Genomic DNA, 26488 nt, shown 5'->3' on the forward strand with positions numbered 1-26488 from the left:
TACTATCTTTTGGCCGGTTCGCTAACCGGGTTTCCGACCCGAAGCTAATCCAGCGCTCCAGGGTAAAACAGCAAAATTTTGGAAGAGCGACGATGGGCAGCATCGCTGTGTGCTAGCGAACGGAGGGCGCTTCTATGTTGATCGTCGCCGACGGGATCTCGGCGCGAGAGATTATTTTCCCCACGAACGCACCTATTACTTCCTGTCGGGCAATCCCGAAAAACAGCAGCAAGCGCCGGGATATTATCTCGACACGCGCGGCGGCTCGCCCACGCCCCCAACGGGCGAGCGCGCGCTTCCCGCCGGCTATGAAGGGGCGGTATTCGACCGCATCCTGCATGCGCGCGCAGCGGAATTTTCGAGTTCCGCATCGACCAGGCCAACCGACTGCGCGAGCGCGACGAGAGGAATAATATGCTGCGAATGCGATATGCGACCGTCCGGCCCTAGGTTTCGTGCGATGTCGGCGTCGTCAGGCGCGGTGGAACGCGAGCGCGCGCACGGCTTCGTAATCCGGGGCAACATGATGCACCCCGACGCCGCGCAGCATCTCGCCATGGCCTGCGCGATCGACGATATGCCCCGCGCCGCAGAAGCCGACGACGGTCATCCCCGCCGCAAGCGCCGCGCGCGCGCCGGTCGGCGAATCCTCGATCGCGAGGCACCCGGCGGGATCGACGCCGAGCCCCCTTGCCGCTGCAAGATAGATGTCGGGATGGGGCTTGCCGCGCTCCCAGCCGTCGGCGCTGTAGATATGCATCCCGAAATGATGGCGGAGGCCGAACAACCCAAGCGCCCAATCGATATATTCGGCGCGGCTGGAAGATGCGATTGCGCGCGGCAGCGCGCCCAGCGTGTCGAGAAAGGCGGGAGCCCCGGGGACGGCATCGAACCCTTCCATGAAGCGCGCCCGCGCGCGGGTGCGGTGCGTCTCGCGAAAATCGGCGGGTAGCGGCCGCCCGAAGCGCGCCTCGATCCGCCGCTGCGTCTCCTGCCAATTATGACCGTAATAGTCGCGCAGGCATTCCTCATAGGTCGCGGGCATCCCCGCCGCGGTCAGGCTTTCGGCGAGCGACAGGTTCGCTCGCACCTCGCTGTCGGCGATCACGCCGTCGAAATCGAAGATGATGGCCGCAGGGGTCATAGGAATCGCAGTATATTCATATTTGGCGCTTACGGCTTCACCGTGTCAGGAGACAACATCATGAAATTCATTTCCTTGCATTCGCGCGGCGGCAATTATCTCGTCGTCGCCCAAAATGTCGCCTGGCTCCGCGCCGCCGAAAATGGGCAAACGCAGGTCGGGATGGTTGGCAGTTCCCCACTGCTCGTATCGGGCGAAATCGACGATGTCGCTGCGTCGATTCTGGCCCAGGCGAACGCGGCAGTATAGCGCGCCCGTAACCGGCGTCTCACGATCGCATGACGCCGGCATCGCGCGCATACTCCCACGCCCCCTCACCCGACCAGCCACGCCCGTCGGGAAAAACGAGCCGGAGTCCGTGGAGCCGCGCGGGCGCGAAGAGGCGCATGTTGACGCCCATCAGGTCGATAGCCCCACCCGTGCGCTCGATCAGCCCCTCGGTCGCTGACCAATGGGTCGAGCATCCGCAATTGGCGCAGAAATGCAGGTCCGAATTGGGATTCGCCCGGTCGGCACGATTATAGGTACGGGTCGGCCCTTCGATCACCACATCTTTGGGCGAATAATAGGCCCAGAGGATGCCGTGCGAAAAACAGAGCGAGCAATTGCATTCGGCAAGCTCCTCTGGTGCCTTGGCAAGGCGAACCGAGACGGCGCCGCAGTGACAGGACGCTTCCCAGATCACTCCACCGTCACCGATTTCGCGAGGTTCCGCGGCTGGTCGACGTCGGTTCCCTTGGCGACCGCGACATGATAAGCCAAGAGCTGCACCGGCACCGCGTATACCAACGGTGCGATCAGCGGGTGGACCTTGGGCATTTCGATGGTCGCCATGCAGCCGTCGCCGGCGTCGGCGAGTCCTTCGGCGTCGCTGATCAGCACCACCTTGCCGCCGCGTGCCATGACTTCCTGCATGTTGCTGACGGTCTTTTCAAACAGCGGCCCGCTGGGCGCGAGAACGATTACCGGCACCGCCTCGTCGATCAGCGCGATCGGGCCGTGCTTCATCTCGCCCGAGGCATAGCCTTCGGCGTGGATGTAGGAGATTTCCTTGAGTTTGAGCGCGCCCTCGAGCGCCAGTGGATAATCGGGGCCGCGGCCGAGGTAGAGCACGTCGCGCGCGGGGGCGACGAGGTGCGCCATCGCGGCGATGTCCTCGTCATGGCCGAGCGCGGCATTGAGCGCAGCAGGCGCCTCGATCAGATGCTTGACGATCTCGCGCTCATCCTCTGCGCTGAGCTTGCCCTTTTTGAGCGCGAGGTGCGCGGCGAGCGCGGCGAGCACTGCGAGCTGGCAGGTGAAGGCCTTGGTCGAGGCGACGCCGATTTCGGGGCCCGCGTGCGTCGGGAGCAACAGGTCGGCCTCGCGCGCCATGCTGCTCGTCGGAACATTGACGACGACTGCGATCGTCTGCCCGTTCGCCTTGCAGTGGCGAAGTGCCGCGAGCGTGTCCGCAGTCTCGCCCGACTGCGAGATGAAGAGCGCGAGTCCGCCGGGTTGCAGCACCGGGTCGCGATAACGGAACTCCGACGCGACATCGATGTCAACGGGCACGCGCGCAAAGGTCTCGAACCAATATTTGGCGACCATGCCGGCATAGAAGCTGGTGCCGCACGCGACGATGGTGATACGGTCGATGGTCGACAGGTCAAAGTCCATCTGCGGCAGCGCGACCGTCTGTTCGAGCGGGCGGATGTAGGAGGAGAGCGTCTGCGCGACCACCGTCGGCTGCTCGAAAATCTCCTTCTGCATGAAGTGGCGGTAATTGCCCTTCTCGACCGCCGCGGCGGTCACGCCCGAGGTGGTGATCTCGCGGATCACTTCCTGGTTTTCGGCATCGTAGATCTGCGCGCCTTCGCGGGTGATGACGACCCAGTCGCCTTCGTCGAGATAGGCGATCTTCTGCGTCAGCGGCGCAAGCGCCAAGGCGTCGCTACCGAGATAGGTCTCCCCCTCGCCATAGCCGACGACGAGCGGCGAGCCAAGGCGGGCACCGATGAGGAGTCCGGGCTGCTCGCGGAAAGCAATGGCGAGCGCGAAGGCGCCGCGCAGTTGCGGCAGCACCGCCTTCACCGCATCCTGCGGCGACAGGCCCGCTTCGACCTGTTCGGATACGAGATGCGCGACGACCTCGGTGTCGGTCTCGCTCTCGAATTTGCGCCCGCGCGCTTGCAGCGCCTCGCGCAGGGGCTTGAAATTCTCGATGATACCGTTGTGAACGAGCGCAACCTCGTTCGTCGCATGCGGATGCGCATTGCTCGTCGTCGGCGCGCCGTGGGTCGCCCAGCGCGTGTGCGCGATGCCGACGGTGCCGGGCGCGGGATTGCCGGCGAGTTCCTTGACCAAATTGTGGAGCTTGCCCTCGGCGCGGCGGCGGATCAGCCGGTCGCCCTCGACCGTGCATACGCCCGCCGAGTCATAGCCGCGATATTCCATACGCCTGAGGCCATCGACCAGCCGGTCTGCCACCTGATCCTCGCCGATGATTCCGATAATTCCGCACATGGGGCCTATGCCTTCTTCTAGAGCGTGTAAGGAACGCGGATACCCGGCATTGCCGCCGGAAAATCCTTGATATTTCGGGTCACGAGAACGCGTCCGCGCGTCAGCGCGGTCGCCAATATGACGGCGTCCATCGCCTTCAACCGTGGCCTTTCCCGCCTCAACGCGGCAGCGCGCTCGCCGATTTCGGCATCGATTTCGTCGACGCCGAACCCCGCCAAAAGCATTTCGACCCGGCGAAGACCGTTGCCTTCGCCTTTGGACATGACCTCGATCCACACGGCGCGACTAATCCATACACGACCTCTTTGCGCTGCACGCTCAAGCTCCGCACGCGCTTGCGGAAACCCCCTGAGCAGGTCGATCAGGATATTGCTGTCGAAAGCGAAGCCGCTCACTTCTTCCGACGCTTCTTCGGCTTCATTTTCGGACTGCTGTCGGAGAATAGCTCGAGGGCCCTGTCCAGCCCGGGATAGCCTTCACCCAATTTCATGCCTTGCGTGGCCAGCCACGCTTTATGAAGTTCGTGCTCGCGATCGTCCTGCTCGTCGAATAGATCGGGAAACTCGGCACGAACTTCGGGATAATCCGGGTCCCAGGGGCGGGTGGACCCCGCCCGCTCGCGGCGCTGCCATTCGACAGAATCACCGATATCCGTCCGATCCTTCCACGCCCCGAATCCCGCCTCGATCCAATCCAATGGCGCCTGGGGACGATAGGCAGATACGGCATCGCGCAGAACCGCCGCGCGTGACTTGCCTTGTTCGACCGCAAGCTGGTCGAGCCATTTGATGTCCTCGTCGGGCAGGTCGGCCAATATTCGTGTCATTGATATACTGATATCATATCATGATATCATGTCAATCCTCACGCCCGCCCGAAATTGCGGTCTACGAAGATCATGGCGAACTGCACGGGATCGGCGGGTTCGCCATTACCCGCTTCGAAGCGCGCCTTGCCCTCGTCCCAGATGCGCCGGATCTGCGCGGCCAGGTCGGCCGGGAATTTCATCTGCTGCTCGACGATCTGCGGCCAGCTGCCCTTGATGCCGAAGCTTTTTTCGAGGCTGGGGACCATCGCCTTGCAATATGTATCGGTCGCCTCGTCGAGATGGCCGATCGCGCGCAGAACCCACGCATCGACGAAGCGCAGGAAGGGCTTCTCGGTGTAGCGGTCGCTCATTTCTTCTGCTCGGCCTTCTTCTTGCGCATCGTGTCGTGGAAGCGGTCGGCCCAGCCGGGCTTCACCGACTGTTCGGCGCGAACGAGGCGAAGTTCGCCGTCCATCACGTCGCGCGTCACCGTGCTGCCCGCCGCGACGATCGCGTCGGCGCCGATCTTCACCGGCGCGACCAGCGCGCTGTTCGATCCGATGAAGGCGCGCGGGCCGATCACCGTCTGATATTTGAAATAGCCGTCATAATTGCAGGTAATCGTCCCCGCGCCGATGTTCGCGCCCGCGCCGACCGTGGCATCGCCGATATAGGACAGATGGTTCGCCTTCGCGCCCTTGCCGAGGGTGGCCTTCTTCACCTCGACGAAATTGCCGACCTTGGCCTTTTCCTCTAGCACCGCGCCGGGGCGCAGCCGGGCATAGGGGCCGACCTCGCAGCCCGCGCCGACGCGGGCGCCCTCGATATGGCTGAAGCCGCGGATCGTCGCGCCTTCGCCGACGATTACGCCGGGGCCGAAAAACACGTGGGGTTCGACCGTCACGTCGCGGCCGAGCGCGGTATCCCACGAGAACCAGACCGTTTCGGGCGCCTTCAGCGACACGCCCTCGGCCATCGCCTCCTCGCGCCTGAACGCCTGCCACTGCGCCTCGGCGGCGGCGAGTTCGGCTCGGCTGTTGATCCCAGCGACTTCGGCGGCGCCGGTCTCGATTACGGCGACGCGCCCGCCTTCGGCAATCGCGCCCGTCGCCACGTCGGGGAGATAATATTCGCCCTGCGCATTGTCGTTGCCGACCGCTTCGAGCAGACGCCACATGTCCGCCGCTCCAGCGACGATGACGCCCGAATTGCAAAGGTCCACCGCACGCTCGGCCGCCGACGCATCCTTATACTCGACCATTTTGCGGACGGTGCCGTCGGCATCGGCGATGATCCGGCCATAGGCCCCCGCGTTGGCCGGCCGAAAGCCGAGCACGGCGACCGATGCGCCACCCTCGAGCGCGCCGCAGAGACGCAATATGGTGTCGGCGGTGAGCATCGGGCAGTCGCCGAAGCAAACGAGGACGATCCCGTCGAAACCGGCCAAAGCGCCCTTCGCCTGGAGCGCTGCGTGCGCGGTTCCGAGCTGCGGATCCTGCACCGCAACGACCGCGCCGGTGCCGGCGAGCGCCGCTTCGACCTGTTCGCGCTTGTCGCCGACGACGACCACCGTCGCGGCGGGGCGCAGTTGCCCAAGCCCCCCCAGCAAATGCAACAGCATCGGCCGCCCGGCGATCGGGTGCAGGACCTTGTGCAGGTCGGACTTCATGCGGGTTCCCTTGCCCGCGGCAAGGACGATGGCGGCAATCGGACTGGTCATGCGCGATCCCATGCCAGCAAATCATTGCAGTTGCCAGCACATCGCGCCATGCGGAGCCGATGGACGGATTTCCTTTCGCGACCGTTGGCTTCGACCTGGACGGCACGTTGCTCGACACGCTCGGCGACCTTGCGGCCGCGGTGAACCATGTGCTGGCGACGATCGACCGCGCGCCGCTGAGTGCGGACGCGGTTCGCCCGCTGGTGGGCCTCGGCACGACGCACCTGCTTGAAGGCGCGCTCGCCGCAACGGGAGGCATCCCGCAGGACGATGTGCCCCGGCTCCTGCACGAATTGCTTGCCTATTATGAAGCGCATATCGCCGTGCGCAGCCGGCCCTTTCCCGGCCTCATCGCCGCGCTCGACCGGCTTGATACGATGGGGGTGCGCACTGCGGTCGTCACGAACAAGCTCGAGCGCCTCGCGCGCCAGCTTCTGGGCGAATTGGGGCTCGCCGACCGGATGGCGACGATCATCGGCGGCGATACGTTGGGACCGGGAAAGGCCAAGCCGTCGCCCGCGCCCGTCCGCGCGATGATCGAGCGGTGCGGCGGCGGTCGCGCAGCGCTGATCGGCGACAGCATCTTCGACGTCGAAGCCGCGCGCGGTGCGGGGGCGACGAGCGTGCTGGTCAGTTTCGGCTTCCTGCATCGCCCCGCGGCCGAGCATGGCGCCGATCATATCATCGATCATTTCGACGAACTGGTCCCGTTGCTCGCGACATTGTGACCCTTGGCGAAAGCCAGGGTCAGGACCCTTTCCGCCACTTCGTCCACAAATGCCGCGCGAGCATCGCGGGCGGCATGCGCAGCCAGTGCGAGCGGATGTAAAAGGCCTGTTCCAGCAGCGGATTCGTGACGCGGCCCCAATCGTCGCGCGCGAACAGACGGCGGCGAAACCAGAGGTCGACCGGATCGTGCCTGTCCCAGCCTTGGGGCAATCGCGCGCCATAAAGGTCGCGCGACAGCCGCGCGGCGCGATGCACCGCGCCGCGCAAACCGTGCAGCGCGGCACGCCCGTCGAGCTTGCCCCAGAAGCCCGGATCGGTCGCCACGAAATCGCGCGTCATCGTGTGGAAATCCCACAGGTTGCGCAACCCGCCCTGCAAATCGCCGTCCGCAAGCATGTGCGCCGCGCAATGAACCGCCATGTCCGCAGGGCAAAGCACGGCGTAACCATCGGCGCTGCGGACCGCGTCGCTCATCAACGCGAGCGCGTCGGGCGTGATACGGTGCGTGCGGGGCAGGATCGTGTGATGAACGTCGATCATCCGATCGCGCGCCTTGTGAATCAGTGGCGGCAGTTCATGCATATGCGCACGGTAATAATGATCGTCATAGGGATCGGACTTCACCCATTCCCAGCCCGCCTTGAGCAACAAATTCTCGGCGCGGCGGATGTCGGAGGCAAGGACGAGGATATCGAGATCGCCGATCTGTCGCCCTTCGGCGCAGGCCATGCCGGCGACGGCATAGGCGGCCCCCTTCAGGAGCACGAACTCGACGCCGGCGGGCGCAAGCGCGCGTCGGGCCATTTCGGCCTCCCATAGTGCCTGCGTCTGTGCGACTTTTGCCGCCATGCGCTGATCGGCAAAGAGCGCCGCGACGGTCGGGGGAAGGGCGGCACCTTCGAGGAGGAAGGCGAGCGTGGCGAGCATGGCTTCGCTGCGCGCGACGCCGATGATACCGTCCCAGTCGGGCCGCGCCAGCTTGGCCGGATCGCGGCGACCGGCCAGCAGGTCGACCAAGGCGACCACCGCGCTCACCGCTACGCCTCGGCCCAGAGATGTTCGACCAGGCCGATGCCCGCCTCGCTGTCGGGATAGGAAATGGCGAACGCCGGCGTTTCGCGCACCAGTCGCGTCAGCGCGGCAAAGCCCGCTTCGCCGAGCGCGACATAGTTGGTCGATGCCTCGGTCAGCCGGACGAAGGCTTCGCCCTCGCCCATCGGCTCGACAGCCGATTCGCCTCCGAAGCGGGGGAAGAGCAACAACGCCGGGCGCGCGGGTTCGTGCATCGCGGCGATCGCATCGGCGCGCGGGACAAGGTGGCGGATATCGCCCTTCGGCGTTCCCGCGAGCAGCGGCCCGAGGCGCGCCGCATCCACGCGCGCCGCGACCTCGGCGATCGCCTCGTTCTTGAGGCTGACTGCGCGCGGAAAAGCCAAAGCGTCGCCGTCCGCCGGGTCGATCAGCGTGAACTCGTCGCCCATCAGCCGCCAGTCGCCTCCTTCCCCCAGCAGCGCGGCAAGCGTCGATTTACCCGACCCCGATTCGCCCGACATGATCAGCGCGCGGCCATCGCGTGCAACAGCGCTCGCATGAAGCAACATATGTCGCCGCCAGCCGAGCGCGACCTGCAAATTCATCGCCATTTCGGCAGCAAGCAGGCCCATCGGCAGTGGCAGCGGCAGCGCGTCCGGGACCACGAAATCACCGCCGATATGAACCGAGGGACGCAACCAGCGCCGCCACGGCCGCGCGGCGAACAACCGCACCGTTGCATCGGCGGGGCGCATGCCGTCCTTTGGATAGACCGCGTACAGACGCTCAAGCGCTGCGATCGGCTCCGCCCAGTCGCTGCCGATACGGAATTGCACCGGACCAACAGCAATGCGGGTCTCGTGCCTCACGCGCGCTCCACCAGCCCCATGGCGGCAAGTTCGGCAAGGCGTTCGGCAAGGACCGGTATGGCATCGCCCTCGCTTTCGAGATCGAACGACGCGGCAAGGCGTCTGGCGAGCGCGGTCGCGTTCGAGGCATCGTCGCCCATTGTTTCCAAGATCTCGGGCATCGGCGAAACGACGAGGTGTGTCTGCATCGAACGGCGATCGAATAGCGCGGTCAGCTCGCCTAGCGGCTCGATGCGCAGCGCGTCCGCCCGCGCGGCGCGATAGGCCCGGTCAGTCATAGGTTTCGGCGGCAGCGGTCAACTTTGCCAGGATCGCCATCAACGTCGCGCGTTCGCTTGCGCTGATGTTCGATTCGAGCCGCGTCTCACTGGCAAGCGCGGCGGGCACGATGGCATCGTAGAGCGAACGTCCGGTATCGGTGAGGTCGAGATGATGCGAACGCCCGTCGGCCTGATGCGCCTCGCGCGCAATGAGCTGGCGATCGGCGAGCGCCTTTGCCGCCCTGTTTACGGTCACCTTGTCCATGCGAGTCGCCTCTACCAGTTCGCGCTGCGTTTTCGGCGTCCCTTCGCCAAGGACCGCCATCAGCCGCCATTCGGGAATTTTCAGCCCGAAGCGGTTCTGATATTCAGCAGCAATCCGGCTCGACAGGGCGTTCGACGCGATGGACAGGCGGTACGGCAGGAAATTGTCTAGATTCAGCTTCTTCGTGGCCATGCTTGTCAAAATCCCCAACTATCCCGGCGCGGGAAGCCTAAACGGCCCTTTATCGGTGCGCAATCCCGGTCGGCGGGGATTTCCTATTGGGAGGAAATTGATGCTGAGAACTGATTTCCCCTTCCGCTTGCGGGAGGGGCAGCGTGGCTAGCTCGCTAGCCGTAGCGGGGTGGGCTGATCGCAGCGGCGCTGCCTACCCCGCCCCCTCCCGCAAGCGAGAGGGGAGATCAACGTCCGCTTCCGGTCGAAACCGGCCGCCGTCTCGCAAAACATGCGTCTCTCTGTCAGAACCTCGTCCGAACGCCGACCCACAGCGTGCGCGGGGTCGCGCGTTCCACGATGCCCGCCGAGGAGATCGCGGCCGGTACCAGTTCGTCGAACAGATTTTCGCCCCGCGCCTCGATGCTGACCGCATCGCTGAATTTCCACCACAGCCCGGCGTCGAGCGTCAACGCGTCGCCCAACGCGAGCAGCCCCAGATCGTCCTCATTCTGCTTGCCGATATAGCGCAGCGTCGCGAAGCCACCGAAAGGGCCATCGTCATTGCTACGCAGCGACAGGCTGCCGCCATGCTTGGCAATCTGCGCGGGACGGCGGCCGTCGAGCCGCGCCGCGCCGCCCGAGGCGTCGACCTTCGCATCGGTTAAGGCATAGGTCGCACGCAATGTTGCGGGGCCGATCCGCTGTTCGGCGCTGACCTCGATCCCCTTGCTGTCGATCGCACCCAGATTCTGCCGCTGGTTGAGGTTCGGCGCGAGCGTGACGTTGGCGATCGCGTTGGTCAGATGGTTTGCAAACAGCGTCGCCGAAAGCTTTGTATCGCCATTGTCCCAGTCCATCCCGACCTCGCCGCCCCACAACCGTTCGGGTTTCAGCATCTCGTTCGCCATCGTGGTCTCGGAACCGACGCGGAACGGGCGATAAAGCTCGTTGAGCGTCGGCAGTCGCCAGCCGCGATAGGCGGCGGCGCGCAGCGAAAACGCATCCGACGTCCAGCGCACGCCCGCACGGCCGCTGCCTTCCCAGCCCTGCCGCGACGCGAACCGCAGGTCGCTAATGACCGGTCCGCCGTCGCGATTGCGCTCGGTTCGATAGCCGGTGCCAAGCCACCAGCGATCGACCCGCCCGCTCAGCGTCCAGAGGAAGCCGTCATCCGGGTCGCCCGACGTCCATCCGGCAAAAGCTCCGATGGTATCGCTGCTGCCCCCGGCGGAGCGGTGGCGGCCAGGAACGCCGGCGGTGAAAAAATAATCCTCTTCGGTGCGGCCGGTGGTGCGCCGCCAGTCGGCGCCGACGCGGAGCGGGTTCGCGCCGCCGACCGCCGGGCGCAGTTCGAAGCGCGCGCCGAGACCCGTTGCAGGGACACGCTGGAACAACGCAGGAGCGGCGCTGTTCCGCCCCGCCGCGACGCTCGCGAACCCGCTCTCGAAATCACGAAGTTGGATATAGGTAAGCGCGAGCCATTGCGTCCCGCCCGCGGGGTCATGGACGACGCGCAGGCTGGCATCGAGCCCGTCGACCTTGCTCTCGGTAAAGTCGGTGCCGCGGTCGCGCCGGTCGGAAAAGCCGCGCACGCTCGCCTCGATGCGGCTGTTGTCGCCGGCATCCAAGCGCAACCGCACGCCGAGCCCGCCCTGTTCGTAGGGCGCGGCACGGTCGACTGCGCCGCGCTGGCCCTTCGCGACGGGCACAAAGCCGTCACCGCGGCTGTAGCGGCCATCGATCGCGACCTGCCCATTACCGAGTTCGGTCCCGGCGCTCGCCGACGCATCGAAGCTGTCACGGCTGCCATAAGCGGCGCTCGCGGTGACGCCCTCGGTCATTTCAGAGTAGAGGCCGACCGTGCCCGCCAGCGCGCCGGGTCCATCGGCCCCGCTCCCGCCGCCGCGGGTAATCGAGATGCCGCCGAGGTTGATCGCATCATAGGCGCTCCACGCCACCCAGCCGCCGAACGGATCGGCCTGCGGCACGCCGTCGAGCGTCACCAGCGCGCGGCTCGACGCATTGCCGCCCAGCCCGCGGAGCGTCACGCCCTGGCTCGTCGGATGCGCGCTGCGTCCGTCGGAGCGGCGGAACTGCACGATGCCCGCTTCGTCGCGCAGGCGGTTTTCGACGCGGGCGCCGAGGCCGGCATCGACATCGGTCAAAAGCTGACTGCTCTGGACGGTGTCGCCATCGGAACGGGTCAGCACGCCGCTGCCGACAACCACAATCTCTTCAGATGGACCCTTGAGTATCGGAATGACGATGGGTTCCAAGTCGTCCTGCGCCATCGCCGCCGCCGGCATGGCCAGCGCGGCGACCCCCGTCAGCCAGCGGATCACGCCGGCTTTACCGCGTCGGGATGCGCATTCCGGAACGCGTCCAGCTCCATGCACGCCGCGTCGATCGCGATCAGCCGCGGATAATCGTCTAGCGGCACTTCGAAACGCCGCGCATTATACATTTGCGGGACGAGGCAGCAGTCGGCGATTCCCGGTGTCTCTCCGCCAAGGTAAGTCCCCTCACCCGCCATCGCCTCGAGCGCCTCGAACCCCTGCGCGATCCAGGTGGCGATCCAGCGGCCCTTGGTCTGTTCGTTGAGCCCCAAATCCTTCGTCAGATATTTGAGCACGCGCAGATTGTTGAGCGGATGGATATCGCTCGCGATGACCTGCGCCTGGGCCAGCGCGACCGCGCGCGGCATCGCCTCTTCGGGGATCAGCCGCGGCTCGGGATAAGCGCGGTCGAGCCAGTCGATGATCGCCATGCTCTGGATGATCGGCTCGCCATCGACCACGAGCATCGGGACGAACCCCTGCGCATTCTGCTCGAGATAGGCGTCGCTGCGTTGCTCGCCCGCGATCAGGCTGATTTCGACGCGTTCGTAGGCGGGCCCTTTCAGGTTCATCGCGATGCGGACGCGAAAGCTGGCCGAGGAGCGGAAATAATCGTGGAGGACGAGGCTTGTCATGCGCCGCCTAATGCGCGTCTTTCGGCATCTCGGCAATCCATTGCCTGAGCAGCGCCGCGCCTTCCTTGTGCACCGTAGAGCGCCCGACCTCGGGCATCGCGATGCCGGGATCGGTGCTTTCGAGGCGATAGATGAGGAAGCTGTGCGCCGGGTCGCCCGGTGCGATGGCGAAATCCATGCCGCCGCTGCCGCGTCCCGCCGCGGTCGGGCGCTTGCCGATGCCGTAATTCACCCCCTTCGGATCGTCGGTCCAGCGCAGAAACAGGCCGCTGTTCGACGCGCTGCCTGCCGGATTATGGCAATGCGCGCAATTGACGTCGAGATAGGCGCGCGCGCGGTCGGCGACGGTTCCAGCTTTCGGGTCGTCCCATTGCGGCATCGTCGGTTTCAGCGCCGCCGGGTTGTCGAAATAGAGGGCTCGCAGCGTCGCGGATGCTGCGGGATCGGGAACGAAGTTCCGCGCCTTGGGCCCGATCGGCACGATCGCGCCGTTCAGGCTATGGCATTCCTTGCACTGATTCTTGTTCGGCACCGCATAGCGGATGCTGTGCATCTCCCCGTCGGGACTTTTGAACGTCACCGGCACGCGGCGTCCGCCGAGCGCCAGCGTCGCATCTTTACCGTCGGCATCCCATATATAGGGCAGGGCGACCCACCCCGACGCGCGGTGGATCAGCAGGCGCGTTTCGACCGGGCGCCCGCCGTTGACGTCGGCCCAGCCGAAGCTTTTGACGAGCACGGTACCGACCGGAAATTCGATGACCCCGTCGGCGGCGACCGTCGCCTTTTTCCCTGCCGGGATCGATATGAAGCGATGCTTGTCGGTAGAGTCGCTGAACAGCGGCGCGCGCAGCGTATAGCCGAGGCCGGTCGCCGGCTGCGCCGGGTAGTTACCGCGGAACAGGCCGAACGCCGACAGTTTCGCTGGCATCGCGTCGCTGTCGACGACGGCCTGATCGACCCCGGGCAGCGATCCCGCCGCCCCGCCGCTCGTGCACAGAAGCGCCGCCGCGAGGGCGGCTAATACGCGCCTCACCGGACCTTCGCCTCCATGCTGTCGGGAAGCTTGATCGTCGGCAGCGCGGCGGGGGGCGTGCCCGTCGACAGGTCGGCCGGCGCCGGCTTCGCCTCGCTCTGCGGCGTCGCCACATCGGGCAGGTTCAGCGACAGCACGCCGACCTCGTCGAGGACGACCGCATCGCCCGACCCATCCCACAGCACCGGCGGAATGCTGCCGCCCATCGCTGCCGCGATCGCGTCGCCGCCGGGAAAGGCCGGGGCATAGCCCGCCTTGCCATGCTGGTTGCCGCGCACGACGATCGCCTTCGGCAGCGGCTGGTATTTCGGGTCCTTATGTTCGTAGCGATAACCGACGATCATCACATTGGCGGTGCCGTTGTCGGCGAAGACATTGTCGAAAATCTCGACATTGCGGTTCGCCATGATCAGCACGCCGGTACCCGTCGGCACGCTCGCGACGATATTGCCCTTGGGCGCGAAGTTCGGCGTGCTGTTGTCGTTCACGATATTGTCGAACACGCGGACGTTGTGCCCCCCCTGCATCGGCAGGCTCGGCAGGTCGAACACCAGGATTCCGCCGGTATTCTTCGTCGCGATATTGTCGTGGACGTCGGCGTCATGGCTGTTCTCGATCTCGATCCCCGCGACATTTTCGGTCGTGATCGAGTCGCGGACGACGATATTCTTCGACTGGCCGACGTAAATGCCCGCATCCGATGCCCCGCGAACATAGACGCTGTCGACCAGCACGTCGCTGCTTTCGACAGGATAGATGCCGTATGCCCCGTTGGTTTCCTTTGGCCCCGCGGTCCATTCGACGCGCAGCTTGTGATAGACGATGCGGTCGGCGCCCTTCGATTTGATGCCGTCGCCCTTGGTGTTGAGAACCGCGAAGTCGGCGAGCAAGACATCGTCGGAGGTGACGAGAAGCCCCTCGCCCGCGCCCTGCTGGCCCGTAAAGTCCAGGATCGATCCGCCCTCGCCGGCTCCCGCCCCGCGCACCGTGACATTGGCGACGTCGAGCGACAGGCCATCGGTCAGCTTCCACACACCCGCGTCCAATTGCACCGTATCGCCCGGTTCGGCGAGGATCAGCGCCTCCTGCAACTTCTCATTGGCGTCGGCAGTACCGGCGGCGACGCTGATCGTCTTGGCCGACACGGGCGTTGTAACAGCCAGCACCGCGCAAAAAGGTGCGACGAGATGATGGAATCGCATCAGACTCTCCCTTGTTTTTTGGCAGCATGGTGCAAGACTGGCGTAATGCCAAGCCGGTTACTGACAGGCTTGTGACTAATCGGGGAGAGGTCGCATTGTTCCACAGATTTACCCTGGCGCTTGTCGCTTGCACCGCCGCGCCATCGCTGGCCGCGGCCCCCGCCTCGATCGCGGGGCGCTGGAAAACCGATGACGGCAAGGGAATCGTCGTGATGACCCCTTGCGGCGCAAAGATGTGCGGGCACATCGACCGGCTGCTCATCAAGCAGCCCGCAGGGGGCCAGCTCGACGCGCGCAACCCCGACAAGGCCAAGCGCGGCCGCCAGGTGACGGGCCTGCGCATCTATTGGGATCTTGCCCCGGAGGGGGAGGTCTGGAAGGGTCAGGGCTACAGCCCCGAAGACGGCCGCTATTACAAGGCGCACCTCAGCGTGAAGGGCGACAGGATGACCATGAAGGGCTGCGTTGCGGTCTTTTGCCGCACAGTGACGTGGACGCGGGTGGGGTAACGCCTAACCTCCCTGTCGCGACGCGATGCGGAGGTGGCAGCGCGAAGCGCTGCCGGAGGGGCATTCATACAACGTCGCGGCGGTCCCGTCCCCATGCCTGCGGCACAGGGAGGGTTTTCCAGGACCAGGACCCATTAATTCCGTGCCCGAGGTGTGAAGCGATTTTGCTCAGGACGACGAGAAAAGGGGCAGGAATATGTCGATATTTCGAGACTTTTTGACGAAGCCATGGGCAAATCGGTCAAATCCCGAAGCGACGCCGAAATGGCTTCGATCTCAGGCTCGCGCGGCCTTGCGGGTAGCGATGCTACCCGCTGCACTCACCCAAGTCCGATATCTTCGCCATTTCGACGCCTCGAACCTGGAATTAATGGGTCCTGACCCTAAGCTCCCTCGCCTAAAATCCAGTCGACGCCCGCCGCGACGTGGATGCGCGTCGTGTCATAAATCGGCACGACATTGGCGTCGGTGTCGACCAGCATCACCAGTTCGGTGCAGGCGAGCACGACCGCCTGGATATCCTGCTTTGCAATGTCGGTCAGGAAGGTCTTCATCGTCCGGCGCGAACTTTCGTTCACCTTGCCAAGCATAAGCTCTTCATAGATGATCCGGTCGATCTCGTCGGCGCGGCTTGCGTCGAAGGGCGCAAGCGTCAGCCCGTGGCGGACGAGGCGCTGGCGGAACCAGGGCTCGGTCATCACGCCCCGCGTGCCGATCACCGCCGCTGCCTTGATCCCGTCGGCCTTCATCTTCTCGCCGGTCTCGTCGACGATATGGAGCAAGGGAATGGAAATGGCCGCGGCGACGTCTCCGGCGACCTTGTGCATCGAATTGGCCGCGATCATCAGCGCGGTCGCTCCGGCATCCTCTAGCCGCTTGGCCGAGGCGATAAGCACCTCTTTCGCACGCGCCCATTGCTCCGCCGTCGTGATGCGCGACAGCTCGCAATAATTCAGGCTCTCCATCAGGATCGGCGCCGAACAGGCTGTGCCGAGGCGCTTTTGCACCCCCTTGTTGAGATGGCGGTAATAAAGCTCGGTCGATGCCCAGCTCATTCCCCCGATCAGGCCGATCTTGCGCATATGTGACATGTACCCCTTTGTCGTCACCCCGGCGAAGGCCGGAGTCTCTCCGTCAATTGCTGACGCGAGGTTGAACTCCCGGCCTTCGCCGGGATGACGATTCGGGTCAATGCCGTTGCGATTAATGCCCGCTGCCGCTCAGCGCCTTAACGATGTCGTCGGCCATCTTCTTCGCATCGCCGAGCAGCATCATCGTCTGGTCCATGTAAAAGACGTCGTTGTCGACGCCGGCATAACCGACCCCGCCCATCGAGCGTTTCACGAACAGCACGGTCTTGGCATTGGCGACATCGAGGATCGGCATGCCATAGATCGGCGAGGTCTTGTCGGTCTTTGCCGCCGGGTTCGTCACGTCGTTCGCGCCGATGACGAAGGCGACATCGCATTGCGCGAACTCGCCGTTGATGTCCTCGAGTTCGAACACCTCGTCATAGGGCACGTTCGCTTCGGCAAGCAGCACGTTCATATGGCCGGGCATACGTCCCGCGACGGGATGGATCGCATATTTGACGTTCACGCCCTCTTTTTTCAGCTGGTCAGCCATTTCGCGGAGCGCGTGCTGCGCCTGCGCCACCGCCATGCCATAGCCGGGGACGATAATGACATTTTCGGCCTGGCTCATCAGGAAGGCGGCGTCGTCGGCGCTGCCCGGCTTCCACGGGCGCTGTTCCTTCGCCCCGCCGCCGGAACCCGCTTCGGCATCGGCGCCGAAGCCGCCCGCGATCACGCTGATGAAGCTGCGGTTCATCGCGCGGCACATGATGTACGACAGGATCGCACCCGACGAACCGACGAGCGCGCCGGTGATGATCATCGCCGTGTTGCCGAGCGTGAAGCCCATCGCCGCCGCGGCCCATCCCGAATAGCTGTTGAGCATCGACACGACGACGGGCATGTCGGCGCCGCCGATCGGGATGATCAACAGGAAGCCGATCGCGAAGCTCAGTCCCGTGATCGTCCAGAACACCCACGGCGACTGGTCCTGCGTGAAATAAGCGGTCAGCGCGACGATCGCCGCGAGCGTGCCGAGGTTGATGATGTGCCGTCCGGGCAGCATGATCGGCGAACCCGACATATTGCCGTTGAGCTTCAGGAAGGCGATGACCGATCCCGAAAAGGTGATCGCGCCGATTGCAATGCCAAGGCCCATCTCGACGCGGCTGACGACATGGATCTGCCCGGCGGCATCGGCAATGCCGAACGCTTGCGGATTGAGATAAGCGGCTGCGGCCACCGCGACCGCGGCAAGGCCGACGAGGCTATGGAAGGCCGCGACAAGCTGCGGCATCGCCGTCATCGCGATGCGGCGCGCCATGGCGATACCGATCACCGCGCCGATGCCGATCGCCGCGAGGATTTCGATGAATGCCGTGCTGTCGAAACGCCATACGTAGGAATCGGGACCGAAGCTGTCGGTCGCTCCGGGCAAGTGGGTGACCAGCGTGGTGACGACCGCAATCGTCATGCCCGCCATGCCGAAGCGGTTACCGCTCTGCGCCGTGGCGGGGCTCGAAAGCCCGCGCAGCGCAAGAATGAACAGGATGCCCGACACCAGATAGGCAATGGCTGCGTAAGGATTTACCGCGCCATGGCCGCCGGTCGCGGCAGAAAGGATCGACTGAAATTCCATCTCAGCGCTCCTTCTTCTTGTACATCGCAAGCATGCGCGACGTCACGGCAAAGCCGCCGAAGATATTGATGCTCGCCATAACCACCGCGGCGAGGCCCAGCCATTTCGAGGTCGCCGACCCCGCGGCCGCGCTGGCGATCAGCGCGCCGACGATGATCACCGACGAAATGGCGTTGGTGACGCTCATCAGCGGCGTGTGCAGCGCCGGGGTCACCGACCACACGACAAAATAGCCGACGAAGCACGCCAGGACGAAAATCGAAAAAATCGCGATAAAATCCACGGGTTCGCTCCCCTGCTGATTCCGTTTCGCGCACCTCTTGCCGCGCGCGGTGCAGCCTGTCGACTCCTAAACCGGCCCAAAAAGGGCGCGCGCATTCCCCCACGTGAGAAAAGCGCGCGCCTTGTGAAATAAAATATCGCTTTACCGGCCTTGCGGGCGATCGATTTTACATTTGCGGGATGAGCACCGCGTCGATCACGTGGATGACGCCGTTCGACTGCCCGATATCCGCGGCGGTGACCGTCGCCTTGTTGCCGCTCGCGCTGGTCAGCAGGATCCTGTCGCCGCTTTTCGTGGCGGTCAGATCCTGCCCGTCGACGGTCTTGAGCACGGCCTTGCCCCCGCCCTCGGCGACCTTGGCGGCAAGGTCGGCAGCGGTCAGCGCACCGGACACGACATGATATTTCAGCACCCCCGCGAGCACATCCTTTTGCGCGGGGCGCATCCAGCCGTCGCGGGTCACCGGTGCGACCTGAACGAAAGCCGCGTCGGACGGCGCGAACATGGTGAAGGGTCCAGCTCCCGAAAGCATTTCCGCAAGACCGGCCGCATTGATGGCGCTGGCAAGGCTCGTGAGGGTCGGCGCGCCTTTTATGCCGGCCGCAATATTCGTCGTCGCATCCGCCCCCATGGCCTTGCCCGTTGCGGAAGCAGCCTGGCGGTCGGCGGCGGGCGCATCGCCGGGCTTTCCGTTACACGCCGAAAGTGTCAGCGTGGCCGCTGCGATCGTCAGAATAAGCGGGCTTTTCATGTTCCGTCCTTCAAAAATGGCGACCGCAGCGGAGCGAATCGACAGCCGAAGACGGGCATCAACACGCTGTTGATGACATGAATGTTACGATGGTGCGATACGCGAGCGCCAAGGCTATAGGCGTTCCATGAACAGCAAGCGCACCGTCGTCATATCGTCCGAATTTGCCAGTTTCGTCGGGCGCGGCCCATGCGACCCGGGCGCGCTCCCCGACGATGCGCTGATCCTCGGCTTTGGCGACATCGGCGAGCCAGCCGTCATGATGCTTGGCAAAGCCGATCTGACCGACCAGGCGATCGACCACCTCGTCGTGCTCGCCATTGGCCGCGCGGAGTGCCTGCGGCTGTTCGCTATTCTACCCAAGGCCGAGGGCCGCTGGTTTTTGCCCGCCGACCTGCGCGGGCTCGGGCGCGCGCTGGTCGCGGTCGAGGGTGACAGCGCCGCATCGACGATGCTCCGCACGGCGCGCAGCATGGAATTGCTCTGCCAGCTCTTCGCGGCGCTCCAAGCCGGGCGCATGGTCGAAGTCGGCGGTGCCACGACGCTGAACGAACAGGATATCACGCGGGTCGCCGCCGCGCACCAGATCGTGAACGAATGCTGGCACGAGAAACTGACGGTCGGCATCGTCGCACGGCGGTGCGGCCTCAGCAAGGCGAAGCTCACGCACGGGTTTCGGCAGCTTTATCAATGCACCGTTCCCGAGGCGATCAGCGCGCGCCGGCTGGAACAGGCGAAACAATTGCTCGCGCAGAGCGATCTGCCGATTTCGAGCATCGGATATCGGTGCGGTTATCTGAGCAACGCCAGCTTCACGCGCGCGTTCGCGCGTCGCTTCGGCATGGCGCCAACCGAAATGCGGCGGCTGGAGATGACCCCGTAGATGCCGCGGTCCGCCGATCGCGGCGAACGCGCCCGACGATCAGGCCGGCAGCGCGGCCGTCGAAATAGGGCTGCGCCTCCGAAACCAGGTCCCGCACATAATCGAGCGCATTCTTCGCCACCCCCGAAACCGTGCCGTGGTAGGCCGGCGATGCGACGATGATGCCGTCGGCGGCGCGGAGCGCGGCCATCAGGGCCTGCGCTCAACGTCTTTTTCAACATGCAGGCGTCGATCTGAACAGCTCGCTCGGCTATCAGAGAGCGCTACCCCGATCTGCCCGCGCGGATCGCGGAATTGTGCGAGCGCGGCATCCGCGTCCTCGGCTATGTGAATCCCTATCTGGCAGGACTTCACGGTGATGCGCCTCGACACGGACGAACCCGGGCTCGGGCTCGGCCGCTCGGCGTTGGCGCGGTCAGCGATTTCCTCTCCGAGCCAATGGGGCTAAGGTCGGCTGAGGGCGTGCGCTCATCGCTGCTGATCTTCATCCTGGTCGGCGCGCTCACCTCGGCGCTGTTCTGGATAGCGCGCAAAACGATCCGCGAGGAGATGGTCAGTTGAGTATTGCCAGTATCGCCCTGCCCCGCATCCTGCGTATCGGCGGCGGGGCGTCGAAGCAATTGCCCGAGGTGCTGGCGTCGCTGGGATTGTCGCGGCCATTGGTCGTGACCGATAATTATCTGTTGAGCAGCGGGCGCGTGGCCGAAATGGTGGACGGGCTGGGGGCCGCCGGCATCGCGGCGCGCGTGTTCGCCGAGACGGTGCCTGACCCGACTGTCGCTTCGATCGACGCAGGGCTCGCATTTCTGCTCGAGGGTGAGCATGACTGCGTCGTCGGTTTCGGCGGCGGCAGTCCGCTCGACAGCGCGAAGGCGATTGCTCTGCTCGGTCAGCACGGCGGGGTGATGGCCGATTACAAGGCGCCGCATGTACAGGACGCGCCCGGCCTGCCGGTGATCGCGATCCCGACGACCGCGGGAACGGGGTCGGAGGCGACGCGCTTCACGATCATCACCGACGAGGCGACCGACGAGAAGATGCTGTGCCCAGGGCTGGCTTACCTGCCCGTCGCGGCGCTCGTCGATTATGAGCTGACCTTCACCAAGCCCAAAAGGCTGACCGCCGACACCGGCATCGACTCGCTCGTCCACGCGATCGAGGCCTATGTATCGACGCGCGCCAACCCGTTCAGCGACGGCGTGGCGCTGCTCGCGATGCGCGCGATCGCCCCGAACCTGCGCCGCGTGTGCAGCGACCCGACGGACGCCGCAGCGCGCGAGGCGATGATGCTGGGCGCGACGCAGGCAGGGATCGCCTTCTCGAACAGCTCGGTCGCGCTGGTGCACGGAATGAGCCGGCCGATCGGCGCGCATTTCCATGTGCCGCACGGGCTGTCGAACGCGATGCTACTGCCGGCGGTGACCGCGTGGTCGGCGCCCGCCGCGCTGCACCGCTATGGCGATTGCGCGCGGGCAATGGGGGTGGCGGACGAAGCCGAGGGCGACCAGTCGGCTGTGGCGCGATTGCTGGACGAGTTGGCAGCGCTTAACCGCGAGCTGGAAGTGCCGGGGCCGGCAGCGTGGGGCATCGACGCGGCGCGCTGGGAGGCGCTGGTTCCGACGATGTGCGCGCAGGCGGCGGCGTCGGGCTCGCCCGCAAATAACCCGCGCGTGCCGGATGCCGAGGAAATGGCGATGCTGTACGCGCAGGTTTGGGCGGGACAGGTCTAGATCGTGGAGATCAGGCGCTATCGACCAACCGATTTCGACGGGGTGCAGTCGCTTTGGGAAGAGGCGTTCCCGAACGATCCGCCGTGGAACCGTGCCGAGATTGCGGTCCCGGCGAAGCTCGCCTTCCAGCCAGACCTGCTGTTCGTCGCGATCGACGGCGGCGGGGTGATCGGGTCGGTCATGGCGGGATATGACGGGCATCGCGGTTGGCTTTATGCCGTAGCGGTGCAGGAGGATTGCCAGCGGGGCGGCGTCGGCGCCGCGCTTGTCCGTAAAGCCGAAAGCGCGCTGGCGGCGCTGGGGTGCGAAAAGGTGAACCTGCAGGTGCGCGCGTCGAATGAAGCGGTCGCGCGCTTCTATACAAAGCTGGGTTATGCCGTCGAGGATCGCATCAGTCTGGGCCGGCGTCTTTCGGCGGAGCCTTGACGGGATTTCGCGCATGTTCGACCAGCGGCAGGTCGAGCCAGGCGTGACGCTGCTCGGCCCATACCGCCTGTTCGGGCATGGGAAAGCCCGGATCCTCGAATGTCCCCGCCGCGACCCCGGCCAGGTGCGGCATGCGTGCCGGTTCCCACCACAGCGACGAGCCGCATTCGGGGCAGAAGTGGAACGCAACGTCGAAACCGCTCGCCGAAGGGCGCGCGAAGACTTTCGCCGTCCCCTCGATCAATGTCACGCATTCGCGCGGAAAGAAGGCCGCGACGCTGAACAGCGAGCCCGTCCGCCGCTGGCAGTCGAAGCAATGGCAGAGCGAGACCTTGGAAGGTTCACCGGTGCAGCGGAGCACGAGCTGACCGCAATGGCATGTGGCGCATCGTTCCATGGGAGAACGGGATAGCATCGTCCAGCCCGGGAGCAAGGGCTCCAGAATAGGGCTGGAATTCAATTTCGTTCATCATTTGGCAAGCCGCGCCCTGCTTAAGCGCGCTCGCCCCGCTTCCCTCTCTCCTACGTCTCAACGAGGAGGCGGGGCATCCCCCTTGCTACCATCGTCATCCCGGACTTGATCCGGGGTCCATGACTTCGGCGCTGCTGCCCCCCCCCACCCTTGAGTTCCCAAACAAAGTGCAACACCCCGGGCAGGTGCCGCGATGTCCCACTACCGCGAGGTATCGATCGAGGAGCGATGTTCGATTGCGGCAAATCGCTTCAGCTCTGGATCGCCAGCCGTTGACCATCGCGCGCGAGTTGAAGCGCAACTCGGGCGCCAAGGTCGGCTATCAGCCGCTTATGCGCAGGCAAAGACCGAGGCTCGGCGCCGGACCGGAGCGCGATCGTGATGATGTCTTGCGCGAAGCAGTACTCGATCGGCTCGCGCAGGGCTGGATCTGGTCGATCGTCGCGATCTGGCGCGCGCGTTGCGGCGGCCAGCTTTCGCCGATGCGCCCCGCCATCAGCCAACGGATCCGCTTCACCATTGTCGCGATCGCCGCGGCAAAGGCGGTGGTGTCGATGCCGAGTGTATAGCCCGAGGGGAGCAGGATATCGTCGAACCCTTGAGCGTCGGCCTGCAGCACGATGTCGCGGCAATGTTCCAAGCTCGATTTGGGCATCGGGTCGGGAACGCCGAGAAAGTCGTCGTCGCACAGCGCCGAAAACCGGCTGACCTCGCAACCGCGGTCGGTCATGGCAGTTTCTCCCCCATCGATGTTTGCAGCACCGCATACCATTCGGCGCGCGTCCAGCGCGGGGCGAAGGCCTGCGGGATTTCCTTGATCCGTTCGACATTCTGGGTGCCGACGATCGGGATCGGGCGCGCGGGATGCGCCATCACCCAGCTGTAGGTCGCAGCGGCGCGCGAGACGCCGTATTCGGTCGCCTTCGTATCGAGCAACGCGGCGACGGCGCGTCCGCGCTCGTCCGCCGGATCGCCAAGCCGGCCGCCGCCGAGCGGTGACCAGGCGAGGAAGCCCATGCCCTCCGCCATCGACTGGTCGAAGATGCCGTCGAACAGGGGGGCGAGGTGGAGCGGCGAAAATTCGCTCTGATGACTGACCACCGGAACGGGCAGGAATTTGGCGAGCGCCGATGTTTGCGAAGGCGTGAAGTTCGACACACCGATCGCGCCGACCTTGCCTGCCTTGTGCGCCTCCTCGAGCGCGCGCGCGATTTCCTGCGGGTGGGTAAGCAGGTCGGGGCGATGAATCTGCCACAGCTCGACCTGATCGGTGCGCAAACGCCTCAGCGAGATGTCGATCGCCGAGGTCAGATAGGCCGCGCTGCTGTCATAGGGCACGCCGAGGATGATCCCGCCCTTGGTCGCCAGCACCATCTTGTCGCGCAGGCCCGGCGCTTCGGCGAAGACGTCGCCGAGCAGGGCTTCGGCCGAACCGAAGCCGCCCGGCGTGTCGCATCCGTAGATGTCGGCAGTGTCGAACAGCGTGACGCCGGCCTCGAACGCAGCGTCGATGCGCGCGCGCGCAACCGAAACATCGACGCCCGCGAAGCGCCACATGCCCCACGCAATCGGTGAAATGTCATGACCGGCGAGGGTCACATGGGCGGGCGCGGAAAGAAAATCTGACATCGTTGTCATATACTCCAAAATGCGGGAAGAGGAAAGCGGGTTTTATGCGCGGTTCGTTAGATGCCGCCCCTCGTGCTCCCCCGGGCGAAAGCCGGGGTCCATTCAGCGGCAGGATATGGACCCCGGCTTTCGCGCGGGGAACACAAATATGATCCGTCTTTCCTGTCAATGCGCCGGCACCTGCACTTCGCCATCTTCGTCCTGGGTCGCCTGCCAGCCCCGCATCGTCGCCATCAGCGGGATGAACAACGGCGTGAGGATCGCGCCGACATTTGGGGCGATGCCACCAAGACCGAGAACGAAACTTCGCTCCTTCGCGTTGAAATAGGTCGCGGCGGTCTTCACCGCAGCCGGAGTGCCGATCGATTCCGCGACGCCGGGGCACGGCGCGCGAGACGCCGAAGCCCGATACGGTCGTCGCGAAGGCATGCACCATGCGCCGCAGGCGGGCCGCCGGTCATGTAAAGTGGAGACCGATGGCCCGCGCGGCCGGATTATGCGTCGAGCAGCATCGCATCCCCATCATCGGCGTTGACGATATTGCCCGACTGCCGGTCGAAAAGCCGGCGATACTGGCCATTGGCGTTGGCAAGCAGCGCATCGTGATTGCCATCCTCGATCACTTTCCCCTGATCGAAGACGAGGATGCGGTCGAGCGTGCGCACCGTCGACAGCCGGTGCGCGATGACGATCGCGGTGCGGCCCTTCATCAACCGGTCCATCGCTTGCTGGATCAGCGCCTCGCTCTCCGAATCGAGGCTCGACGTCGCCTCGTCGAGGATCAGGATCGGCGCGTCGGCGAGGAAGGCGCGCGCGAGCGCGACGCGCTGACGCTCGCCGCCCGACAGCTTGACCCCGCGTTCGCCGACAAGCGTCGCATAGCCGCGCGGCAGCCGGACGATGAAGTCGTGCGCGTTGGCGAGCCGCGCCGCCGCCTCGACCTCGGTCCGGCTCGCATCGGGGCGGGCATAGGCGATATTGTCGGCGAGGCTGCGGTGGAACAGGATCGGCTCCTGTTGGACGATCGCGATCTGCGCCCGCAGCGACTGCTGTGTCGCGTGCGACACATCCTGCCCGTCGATCGTCACCCTGCCCTCGTCCACGTCGTAGAGACGCTGGATCAGCTTGACGAAGCTGGTCTTGCCCGAACCCGAATGGCCGACAAGCCCGACCCGCTCGCCGCCACCGATCACGACATCGAGATGCTCGTAGAGCGGCGTGTCGTGCCCGCCATAACGGAAGGTGACGTCGTCGAAGCGCACCTCGCCCGCCCCGATGCGGATCGGTGCGGCGTCGGCGCGATCCTCGATCCCCAGCGACTGGTCGTGGAGATCGACCAGTTCCTCCATCTCGTTCACCGAGCGTTGCAGGTGATGGATGTGAAAGCCGATGTCGACGAGATAGCCATGGACGACGAAGTAGCTGGTCAGCACGAAAGTGACGTCGCCCGGCGTCGCGGCACCGCGCCACCACAGCCAGATCGCCACGCCGGTGATCGCGCTGCGCACGCCCCAGAGGAGCAGAATCTGGGCACTGCCCGACCAGGTGTAGCGCATCCAGGTGCGCCGCGTACGCTTCGCCCATTTGACGAGCAGCGTTTCGACGCGCGCTTCTTCACGATCCTCGGCGCCGAATGCCTTGACGACGGCGTTGGAGCCGATCGCGTCGGAGAGAAGTCCGCCGAGTTTCGTGTCCCACGCGTTCGACAGCGTCGCCGCCGGTGAAGCCCAGCGCGCGGCCAGCAGGACGGTCATCGTAACATAGAGCGCTGCGCCGACCGCCATGACAAGCCCGAGCACGGGCCAGTGCAAGCCAAGGAGGAGCATCGTGCCGAAAAGCACGACGGCAGACGGCAGCAGTTGCAGCAGCAACACGTCGTTGAGCGTATCGAACGCCCACATGCCGCGCGTGATCTTGCGCACCGTCGAACCGGCGAAGGCGTTGGCGTGCCAGTCGGTCGAGAAGCGCTGGACGCGGTGAAAGCTGTCCTGCGTCACGCCTCGCATCATGCGCAGCGTGAAGGGAACTATACCGGCCCAGGCGAAATGGCGGAGTACCACCATCGCGAGGCCGAGCGCCGCCATCGCTGCGAACAGCGCGAGCGCGCCGTCGCGCCGACCAGCCGCGAGCGCGTCGATCAGGCGTCCCGCGTACAGCGGCACGAAAATTTCGGTGACGGTCGCAACGGTGATAAACAGGGCGATGAAGGCCACGCGCCGGCGCTGCCCCGCCCAGTGACGGAATGTGAAGTCGAGGACGCGGCGGATCGAATCCGCGCGGCCGGTGTCGGGTGTCGATGTCATATCATGAACCGGCGCCAAGGCGCCGTCTCCAAAGCGTTATGTCAGGGGATAATCCGGTCGAAAAACCGAATCAGG

General features: G+C 65.1%; 30 protein-coding genes and 1 pseudogene. 6 read left to right on the plus strand and 25 right to left on the minus strand.

What is annotated here, in order from left to right; translation table 11 throughout:
• Positions 1 to 472: 472 nt before the first annotated feature.
• A complete protein-coding gene (locus HDC35_RS01845) occupies positions 473 to 1144 on the minus strand; it encodes an HAD family phosphatase (RefSeq protein ID WP_184643152.1) in 672 nt (223 codons plus the stop codon).
• 60 nt (positions 1145 to 1204) lie between these two features.
• Between HDC35_RS01845 and HDC35_RS01850 the strand changes: the two genes are divergently transcribed.
• Positions 1205 to 1393, plus strand: a complete 189-nt coding sequence (locus HDC35_RS01850; protein WP_184643153.1) for a hypothetical protein — start codon at positions 1205 to 1207, stop codon at positions 1391 to 1393.
• A 19-nt stretch (positions 1394 to 1412) separates the two neighbouring features.
• Here the strand turns inward: HDC35_RS01850 and HDC35_RS01855 are convergent, their stop codons facing one another.
• Genes HDC35_RS01855 through glmU form a run of 6 tightly spaced genes read right to left on the minus strand, consistent with a single transcriptional unit; the run spans position 1413 to position 6177 of the window.
• On the minus strand, positions 1413 to 1829 hold the full coding sequence (locus HDC35_RS01855) for a GFA family protein (protein ID WP_184643154.1): 417 nt from the start codon (positions 1827 to 1829) through the stop codon (positions 1413 to 1415).
• Positions 1826 to 3649 carry a glutamine--fructose-6-phosphate transaminase (isomerizing) gene (glmS, locus tag HDC35_RS01860; protein WP_184643155.1) on the minus strand — a complete coding sequence of 608 codons (1824 nt, stop codon included), beginning with the start codon at positions 3647 to 3649 and terminating at the stop codon, positions 1826 to 1828. Before glmS ends, HDC35_RS01855 begins: the two co-directional genes overlap by 4 nt.
• A 17-nt stretch (positions 3650 to 3666) precedes the next feature.
• Positions 3667 to 4044, minus strand: a complete 378-nt coding sequence (locus HDC35_RS01865) for a type II toxin-antitoxin system VapC family toxin (protein ID WP_184643156.1) — start codon at positions 4042 to 4044, stop codon at positions 3667 to 3669.
• Positions 4041 to 4463 (minus strand): ribbon-helix-helix protein, CopG family, encoded by a 423-nt coding sequence (locus HDC35_RS01870; RefSeq protein WP_311770701.1) that lies wholly within the window; start codon positions 4461 to 4463, stop codon positions 4041 to 4043. Before HDC35_RS01870 ends, HDC35_RS01865 begins: the two co-directional genes overlap by 4 nt.
• 50 nt (positions 4464 to 4513) lie before the next feature.
• Positions 4514 to 4828: a hypothetical protein gene (locus HDC35_RS01875; RefSeq protein WP_184643158.1), complete on the minus strand. Its 315-nt coding sequence runs from the start codon at positions 4826 to 4828 to the stop codon at positions 4514 to 4516.
• Positions 4825 to 6177 carry a bifunctional UDP-N-acetylglucosamine diphosphorylase/glucosamine-1-phosphate N-acetyltransferase GlmU gene (gene glmU, locus HDC35_RS01880; RefSeq protein WP_409437930.1) on the minus strand — a complete coding sequence of 451 codons (1353 nt, stop codon included), beginning with the start codon at positions 6175 to 6177 and terminating at the stop codon, positions 4825 to 4827. Before glmU ends, HDC35_RS01875 begins: the two co-directional genes overlap by 4 nt.
• Positions 6178 to 6236: 59 nt before the next feature.
• Between glmU and HDC35_RS01885 the strand changes: the two genes are divergently transcribed.
• Complete coding sequence (locus tag HDC35_RS01885) at positions 6237 to 6905, plus strand: HAD hydrolase-like protein (protein ID WP_184643160.1); 669 nt, start codon at positions 6237 to 6239, stop codon at positions 6903 to 6905.
• 19 nt (positions 6906 to 6924) lie between these two features.
• Here the strand turns inward: HDC35_RS01885 and HDC35_RS01890 are convergent, their stop codons facing one another.
• The 8 genes from HDC35_RS01890 to HDC35_RS01925 form a co-directional block, all read right to left on the minus strand.
• On the minus strand, positions 6925 to 7941 hold the full coding sequence (locus HDC35_RS01890; RefSeq protein WP_184643161.1) for a nucleotidyltransferase family protein: 1017 nt from the start codon (positions 7939 to 7941) through the stop codon (positions 6925 to 6927).
• A gap of 2 nt (positions 7942 to 7943) precedes the next feature.
• Positions 7944 to 8807 carry an HprK-related kinase A gene (locus HDC35_RS01895; RefSeq protein WP_184643162.1) on the minus strand — a complete coding sequence of 288 codons (864 nt, stop codon included), beginning with the start codon at positions 8805 to 8807 and terminating at the stop codon, positions 7944 to 7946.
• Positions 8804 to 9085, minus strand: coding sequence for an HPr-rel-A system PqqD family peptide chaperone (locus HDC35_RS19790; protein WP_184643163.1), 282 nt, complete (start codon positions 9083 to 9085; stop codon positions 8804 to 8806). Before HDC35_RS19790 ends, HDC35_RS01895 begins: the two co-directional genes overlap by 4 nt.
• Positions 9078 to 9524 (minus strand): MarR family winged helix-turn-helix transcriptional regulator, encoded by a 447-nt coding sequence (locus HDC35_RS01905; RefSeq protein WP_184643164.1) that lies wholly within the window; start codon positions 9522 to 9524, stop codon positions 9078 to 9080. The genes HDC35_RS19790 and HDC35_RS01905 overlap by 8 nt, the downstream gene beginning before the upstream one ends.
• A 284-nt stretch (positions 9525 to 9808) precedes the next feature.
• Positions 9809 to 11848: a TonB-dependent receptor gene (locus HDC35_RS01910; protein WP_184643165.1), complete on the minus strand. Its 2040-nt coding sequence runs from the start codon at positions 11846 to 11848 to the stop codon at positions 9809 to 9811.
• On the minus strand, positions 11845 to 12477 hold the full coding sequence (maiA, locus tag HDC35_RS01915; RefSeq protein WP_184643166.1) for a maleylacetoacetate isomerase: 633 nt from the start codon (positions 12475 to 12477) through the stop codon (positions 11845 to 11847). The genes HDC35_RS01910 and maiA overlap by 4 nt, the downstream gene beginning before the upstream one ends.
• 7 nt (positions 12478 to 12484) lie before the next feature.
• The gene (locus tag HDC35_RS01920) at positions 12485 to 13513 is read right to left on the minus strand and encodes an SO2930 family diheme c-type cytochrome (protein WP_184643167.1); all 1029 of its coding nucleotides are present in this window, start codon (positions 13511 to 13513) and stop codon (positions 12485 to 12487) included.
• Positions 13510 to 14715, minus strand: coding sequence for a parallel beta-helix domain-containing protein (locus tag HDC35_RS01925; protein ID WP_184643168.1), 1206 nt, complete (start codon positions 14713 to 14715; stop codon positions 13510 to 13512). The genes HDC35_RS01920 and HDC35_RS01925 overlap by 4 nt, the downstream gene beginning before the upstream one ends.
• A 95-nt stretch (positions 14716 to 14810) precedes the next feature.
• Here HDC35_RS01925 and HDC35_RS01930 point away from each other — a divergent pair, with 95 nt between their 5' ends.
• A complete protein-coding gene (locus HDC35_RS01930) occupies positions 14811 to 15224 on the plus strand; it encodes a DUF2147 domain-containing protein (RefSeq protein ID WP_184643169.1) in 414 nt (137 codons plus the stop codon).
• A 383-nt stretch (positions 15225 to 15607) separates the two neighbouring features.
• On the opposite strand, the gene HDC35_RS01935 is transcribed toward HDC35_RS01930, so the two are convergent.
• The 4 genes from HDC35_RS01935 to HDC35_RS01950 form a co-directional block, all read right to left on the minus strand.
• Positions 15608 to 16306: an aspartate/glutamate racemase family protein gene (locus tag HDC35_RS01935; protein ID WP_184643170.1), complete on the minus strand. Its 699-nt coding sequence runs from the start codon at positions 16304 to 16306 to the stop codon at positions 15608 to 15610.
• Positions 16307 to 16427: 121 nt separating this feature from the next.
• On the minus strand, positions 16428 to 17936 hold the full coding sequence (locus HDC35_RS01940) for an NAD(P)(+) transhydrogenase (Re/Si-specific) subunit beta (protein WP_184643171.1): 1509 nt from the start codon (positions 17934 to 17936) through the stop codon (positions 16428 to 16430).
• A 1-nt stretch (position 17937) separates the two neighbouring features.
• Positions 17938 to 18219, minus strand: coding sequence for a proton-translocating transhydrogenase family protein (locus HDC35_RS01945; protein WP_058803547.1), 282 nt, complete (start codon positions 18217 to 18219; stop codon positions 17938 to 17940).
• A gap of 166 nt (positions 18220 to 18385) precedes the next feature.
• Positions 18386 to 18970 carry a fasciclin domain-containing protein gene (locus tag HDC35_RS01950; RefSeq protein ID WP_184643172.1) on the minus strand — a complete coding sequence of 195 codons (585 nt, stop codon included), beginning with the start codon at positions 18968 to 18970 and terminating at the stop codon, positions 18386 to 18388.
• A gap of 127 nt (positions 18971 to 19097) precedes the next feature.
• Between HDC35_RS01950 and HDC35_RS01955 the strand changes: the two genes are divergently transcribed.
• The gene (locus tag HDC35_RS01955; RefSeq protein ID WP_184643173.1) at positions 19098 to 19853 is read left to right on the plus strand and encodes a helix-turn-helix transcriptional regulator; all 756 of its coding nucleotides are present in this window, start codon (positions 19098 to 19100) and stop codon (positions 19851 to 19853) included.
• Here HDC35_RS01955 and HDC35_RS01960 read toward each other — a convergent pair.
• Positions 19783 to 20043, minus strand: a complete 261-nt coding sequence (locus HDC35_RS01960) for an NAD(P)H-dependent oxidoreductase (protein WP_184643174.1) — start codon at positions 20041 to 20043, stop codon at positions 19783 to 19785. The two genes, HDC35_RS01955 and HDC35_RS01960, sit on opposite strands and share 71 nt — an antisense overlap.
• A gap of 367 nt (positions 20044 to 20410) precedes the next feature.
• Here HDC35_RS01960 and HDC35_RS01965 point away from each other — a divergent pair, with 367 nt between their 5' ends.
• Positions 20411 to 21583, plus strand: coding sequence for an iron-containing alcohol dehydrogenase (locus HDC35_RS01965; RefSeq protein WP_221438068.1), 1173 nt, complete (start codon positions 20411 to 20413; stop codon positions 21581 to 21583).
• A 3-nt stretch (positions 21584 to 21586) separates the two neighbouring features.
• The gene (locus tag HDC35_RS01970) at positions 21587 to 22009 is read left to right on the plus strand and encodes a GNAT family acetyltransferase (RefSeq protein ID WP_184643175.1); all 423 of its coding nucleotides are present in this window, start codon (positions 21587 to 21589) and stop codon (positions 22007 to 22009) included.
• Here the strand turns inward: HDC35_RS01970 and HDC35_RS01975 are convergent.
• The 5 genes and pseudogenes from HDC35_RS01975 to HDC35_RS01995 form a co-directional block, all read right to left on the minus strand.
• Positions 21975 to 22370: a GFA family protein gene (locus HDC35_RS01975; RefSeq protein WP_311770702.1), complete on the minus strand. Its 396-nt coding sequence runs from the start codon at positions 22368 to 22370 to the stop codon at positions 21975 to 21977. The genes HDC35_RS01970 and HDC35_RS01975 overlap by 35 nt on opposite strands.
• Before the next feature lie 538 nt (positions 22371 to 22908).
• A pseudogene (locus HDC35_RS01980) lies at positions 22909 to 23211 on the minus strand (alkanesulfonate monooxygenase); the annotation flags it as partial.
• The gene (locus HDC35_RS01985) at positions 23208 to 24119 is read right to left on the minus strand and encodes an aldo/keto reductase family oxidoreductase (protein ID WP_184643177.1); all 912 of its coding nucleotides are present in this window, start codon (positions 24117 to 24119) and stop codon (positions 23208 to 23210) included. The pseudogene HDC35_RS01980 and the gene HDC35_RS01985, both read right to left, overlap by 4 nt.
• A 156-nt stretch (positions 24120 to 24275) precedes the next feature.
• Positions 24276 to 24455, minus strand: a complete 180-nt coding sequence (locus tag HDC35_RS01990) for a hypothetical protein (protein WP_184643178.1) — start codon at positions 24453 to 24455, stop codon at positions 24276 to 24278.
• 149 nt (positions 24456 to 24604) lie between these two features.
• Positions 24605 to 26413 (minus strand): ABC transporter ATP-binding protein, encoded by a 1809-nt coding sequence (locus HDC35_RS01995; RefSeq protein WP_184643179.1) that lies wholly within the window; start codon positions 26411 to 26413, stop codon positions 24605 to 24607.
• Positions 26414 to 26488 lie beyond the last annotated feature (75 nt).

It is taken from the genome of Sphingopyxis sp. JAI128, from assembly GCF_014207235.1.
GTDB lineage: Bacteria > Pseudomonadota > Alphaproteobacteria > Sphingomonadales > Sphingomonadaceae > Sphingopyxis.

Excerpts from the sequence above, each read along its gene's own strand:
- HDC35_RS01845 (WP_184643152.1), bottom strand. The coding sequence starts at position 1,144 with ATGACCCCTGCGGCCATCATCTTCGATTTCGACGGCGTGATCGCCGAC.
- HDC35_RS01850 (WP_184643153.1), top strand. The coding sequence starts at position 1,205 with ATGAAATTCATTTCCTTGCATTCGCGCGGCGGCAATTATCTCGTCGTC.
- glmS (WP_184643155.1), bottom strand. The coding sequence starts at position 3,649 with ATGTGCGGAATTATCGGAATCATCGGCGAGGATCAGGTGGCAGACCGG.
- HDC35_RS01875 (WP_184643158.1), bottom strand. The coding sequence starts at position 4,828 with ATGAGCGACCGCTACACCGAGAAGCCCTTCCTGCGCTTCGTCGATGCG.
- glmU (WP_409437930.1), bottom strand. The coding sequence starts at position 6,177 with ATGACCAGTCCGATTGCCGCCATCGTCCTTGCCGCGGGCAAGGGAACC.
- HDC35_RS01885 (WP_184643160.1), top strand. The coding sequence starts at position 6,237 with ATGGACGGATTTCCTTTCGCGACCGTTGGCTTCGACCTGGACGGCACG.
- HDC35_RS19790 (WP_184643163.1), bottom strand. The coding sequence starts at position 9,085 with ATGACTGACCGGGCCTATCGCGCCGCGCGGGCGGACGCGCTGCGCATC.
- HDC35_RS01905 (WP_184643164.1), bottom strand. The coding sequence starts at position 9,524 with ATGGCCACGAAGAAGCTGAATCTAGACAATTTCCTGCCGTACCGCCTG.
- maiA (WP_184643166.1), bottom strand. The coding sequence starts at position 12,477 with ATGACAAGCCTCGTCCTCCACGATTATTTCCGCTCCTCGGCCAGCTTT.
- HDC35_RS01925 (WP_184643168.1), bottom strand. The coding sequence starts at position 14,715 with ATGCGATTCCATCATCTCGTCGCACCTTTTTGCGCGGTGCTGGCTGTT.
- HDC35_RS01935 (WP_184643170.1), bottom strand. The coding sequence starts at position 16,306 with ATGCGCAAGATCGGCCTGATCGGGGGAATGAGCTGGGCATCGACCGAG.
- HDC35_RS01940 (WP_184643171.1), bottom strand. The coding sequence starts at position 17,936 with ATGGAATTTCAGTCGATCCTTTCTGCCGCGACCGGCGGCCATGGCGCG.
- HDC35_RS01950 (WP_184643172.1), bottom strand. The coding sequence starts at position 18,970 with ATGAAAAGCCCGCTTATTCTGACGATCGCAGCGGCCACGCTGACACTT.
- HDC35_RS01955 (WP_184643173.1), top strand. The coding sequence starts at position 19,098 with ATGAACAGCAAGCGCACCGTCGTCATATCGTCCGAATTTGCCAGTTTC.
- HDC35_RS01960 (WP_184643174.1), bottom strand. The coding sequence starts at position 20,043 with ATGGCCGCGCTCCGCGCCGCCGACGGCATCATCGTCGCATCGCCGGCC.
- HDC35_RS01985 (WP_184643177.1), bottom strand. The coding sequence starts at position 24,119 with ATGACAACGATGTCAGATTTTCTTTCCGCGCCCGCCCATGTGACCCTC.
- HDC35_RS01995 (WP_184643179.1), bottom strand. The coding sequence starts at position 26,413 with ATGACATCGACACCCGACACCGGCCGCGCGGATTCGATCCGCCGCGTC.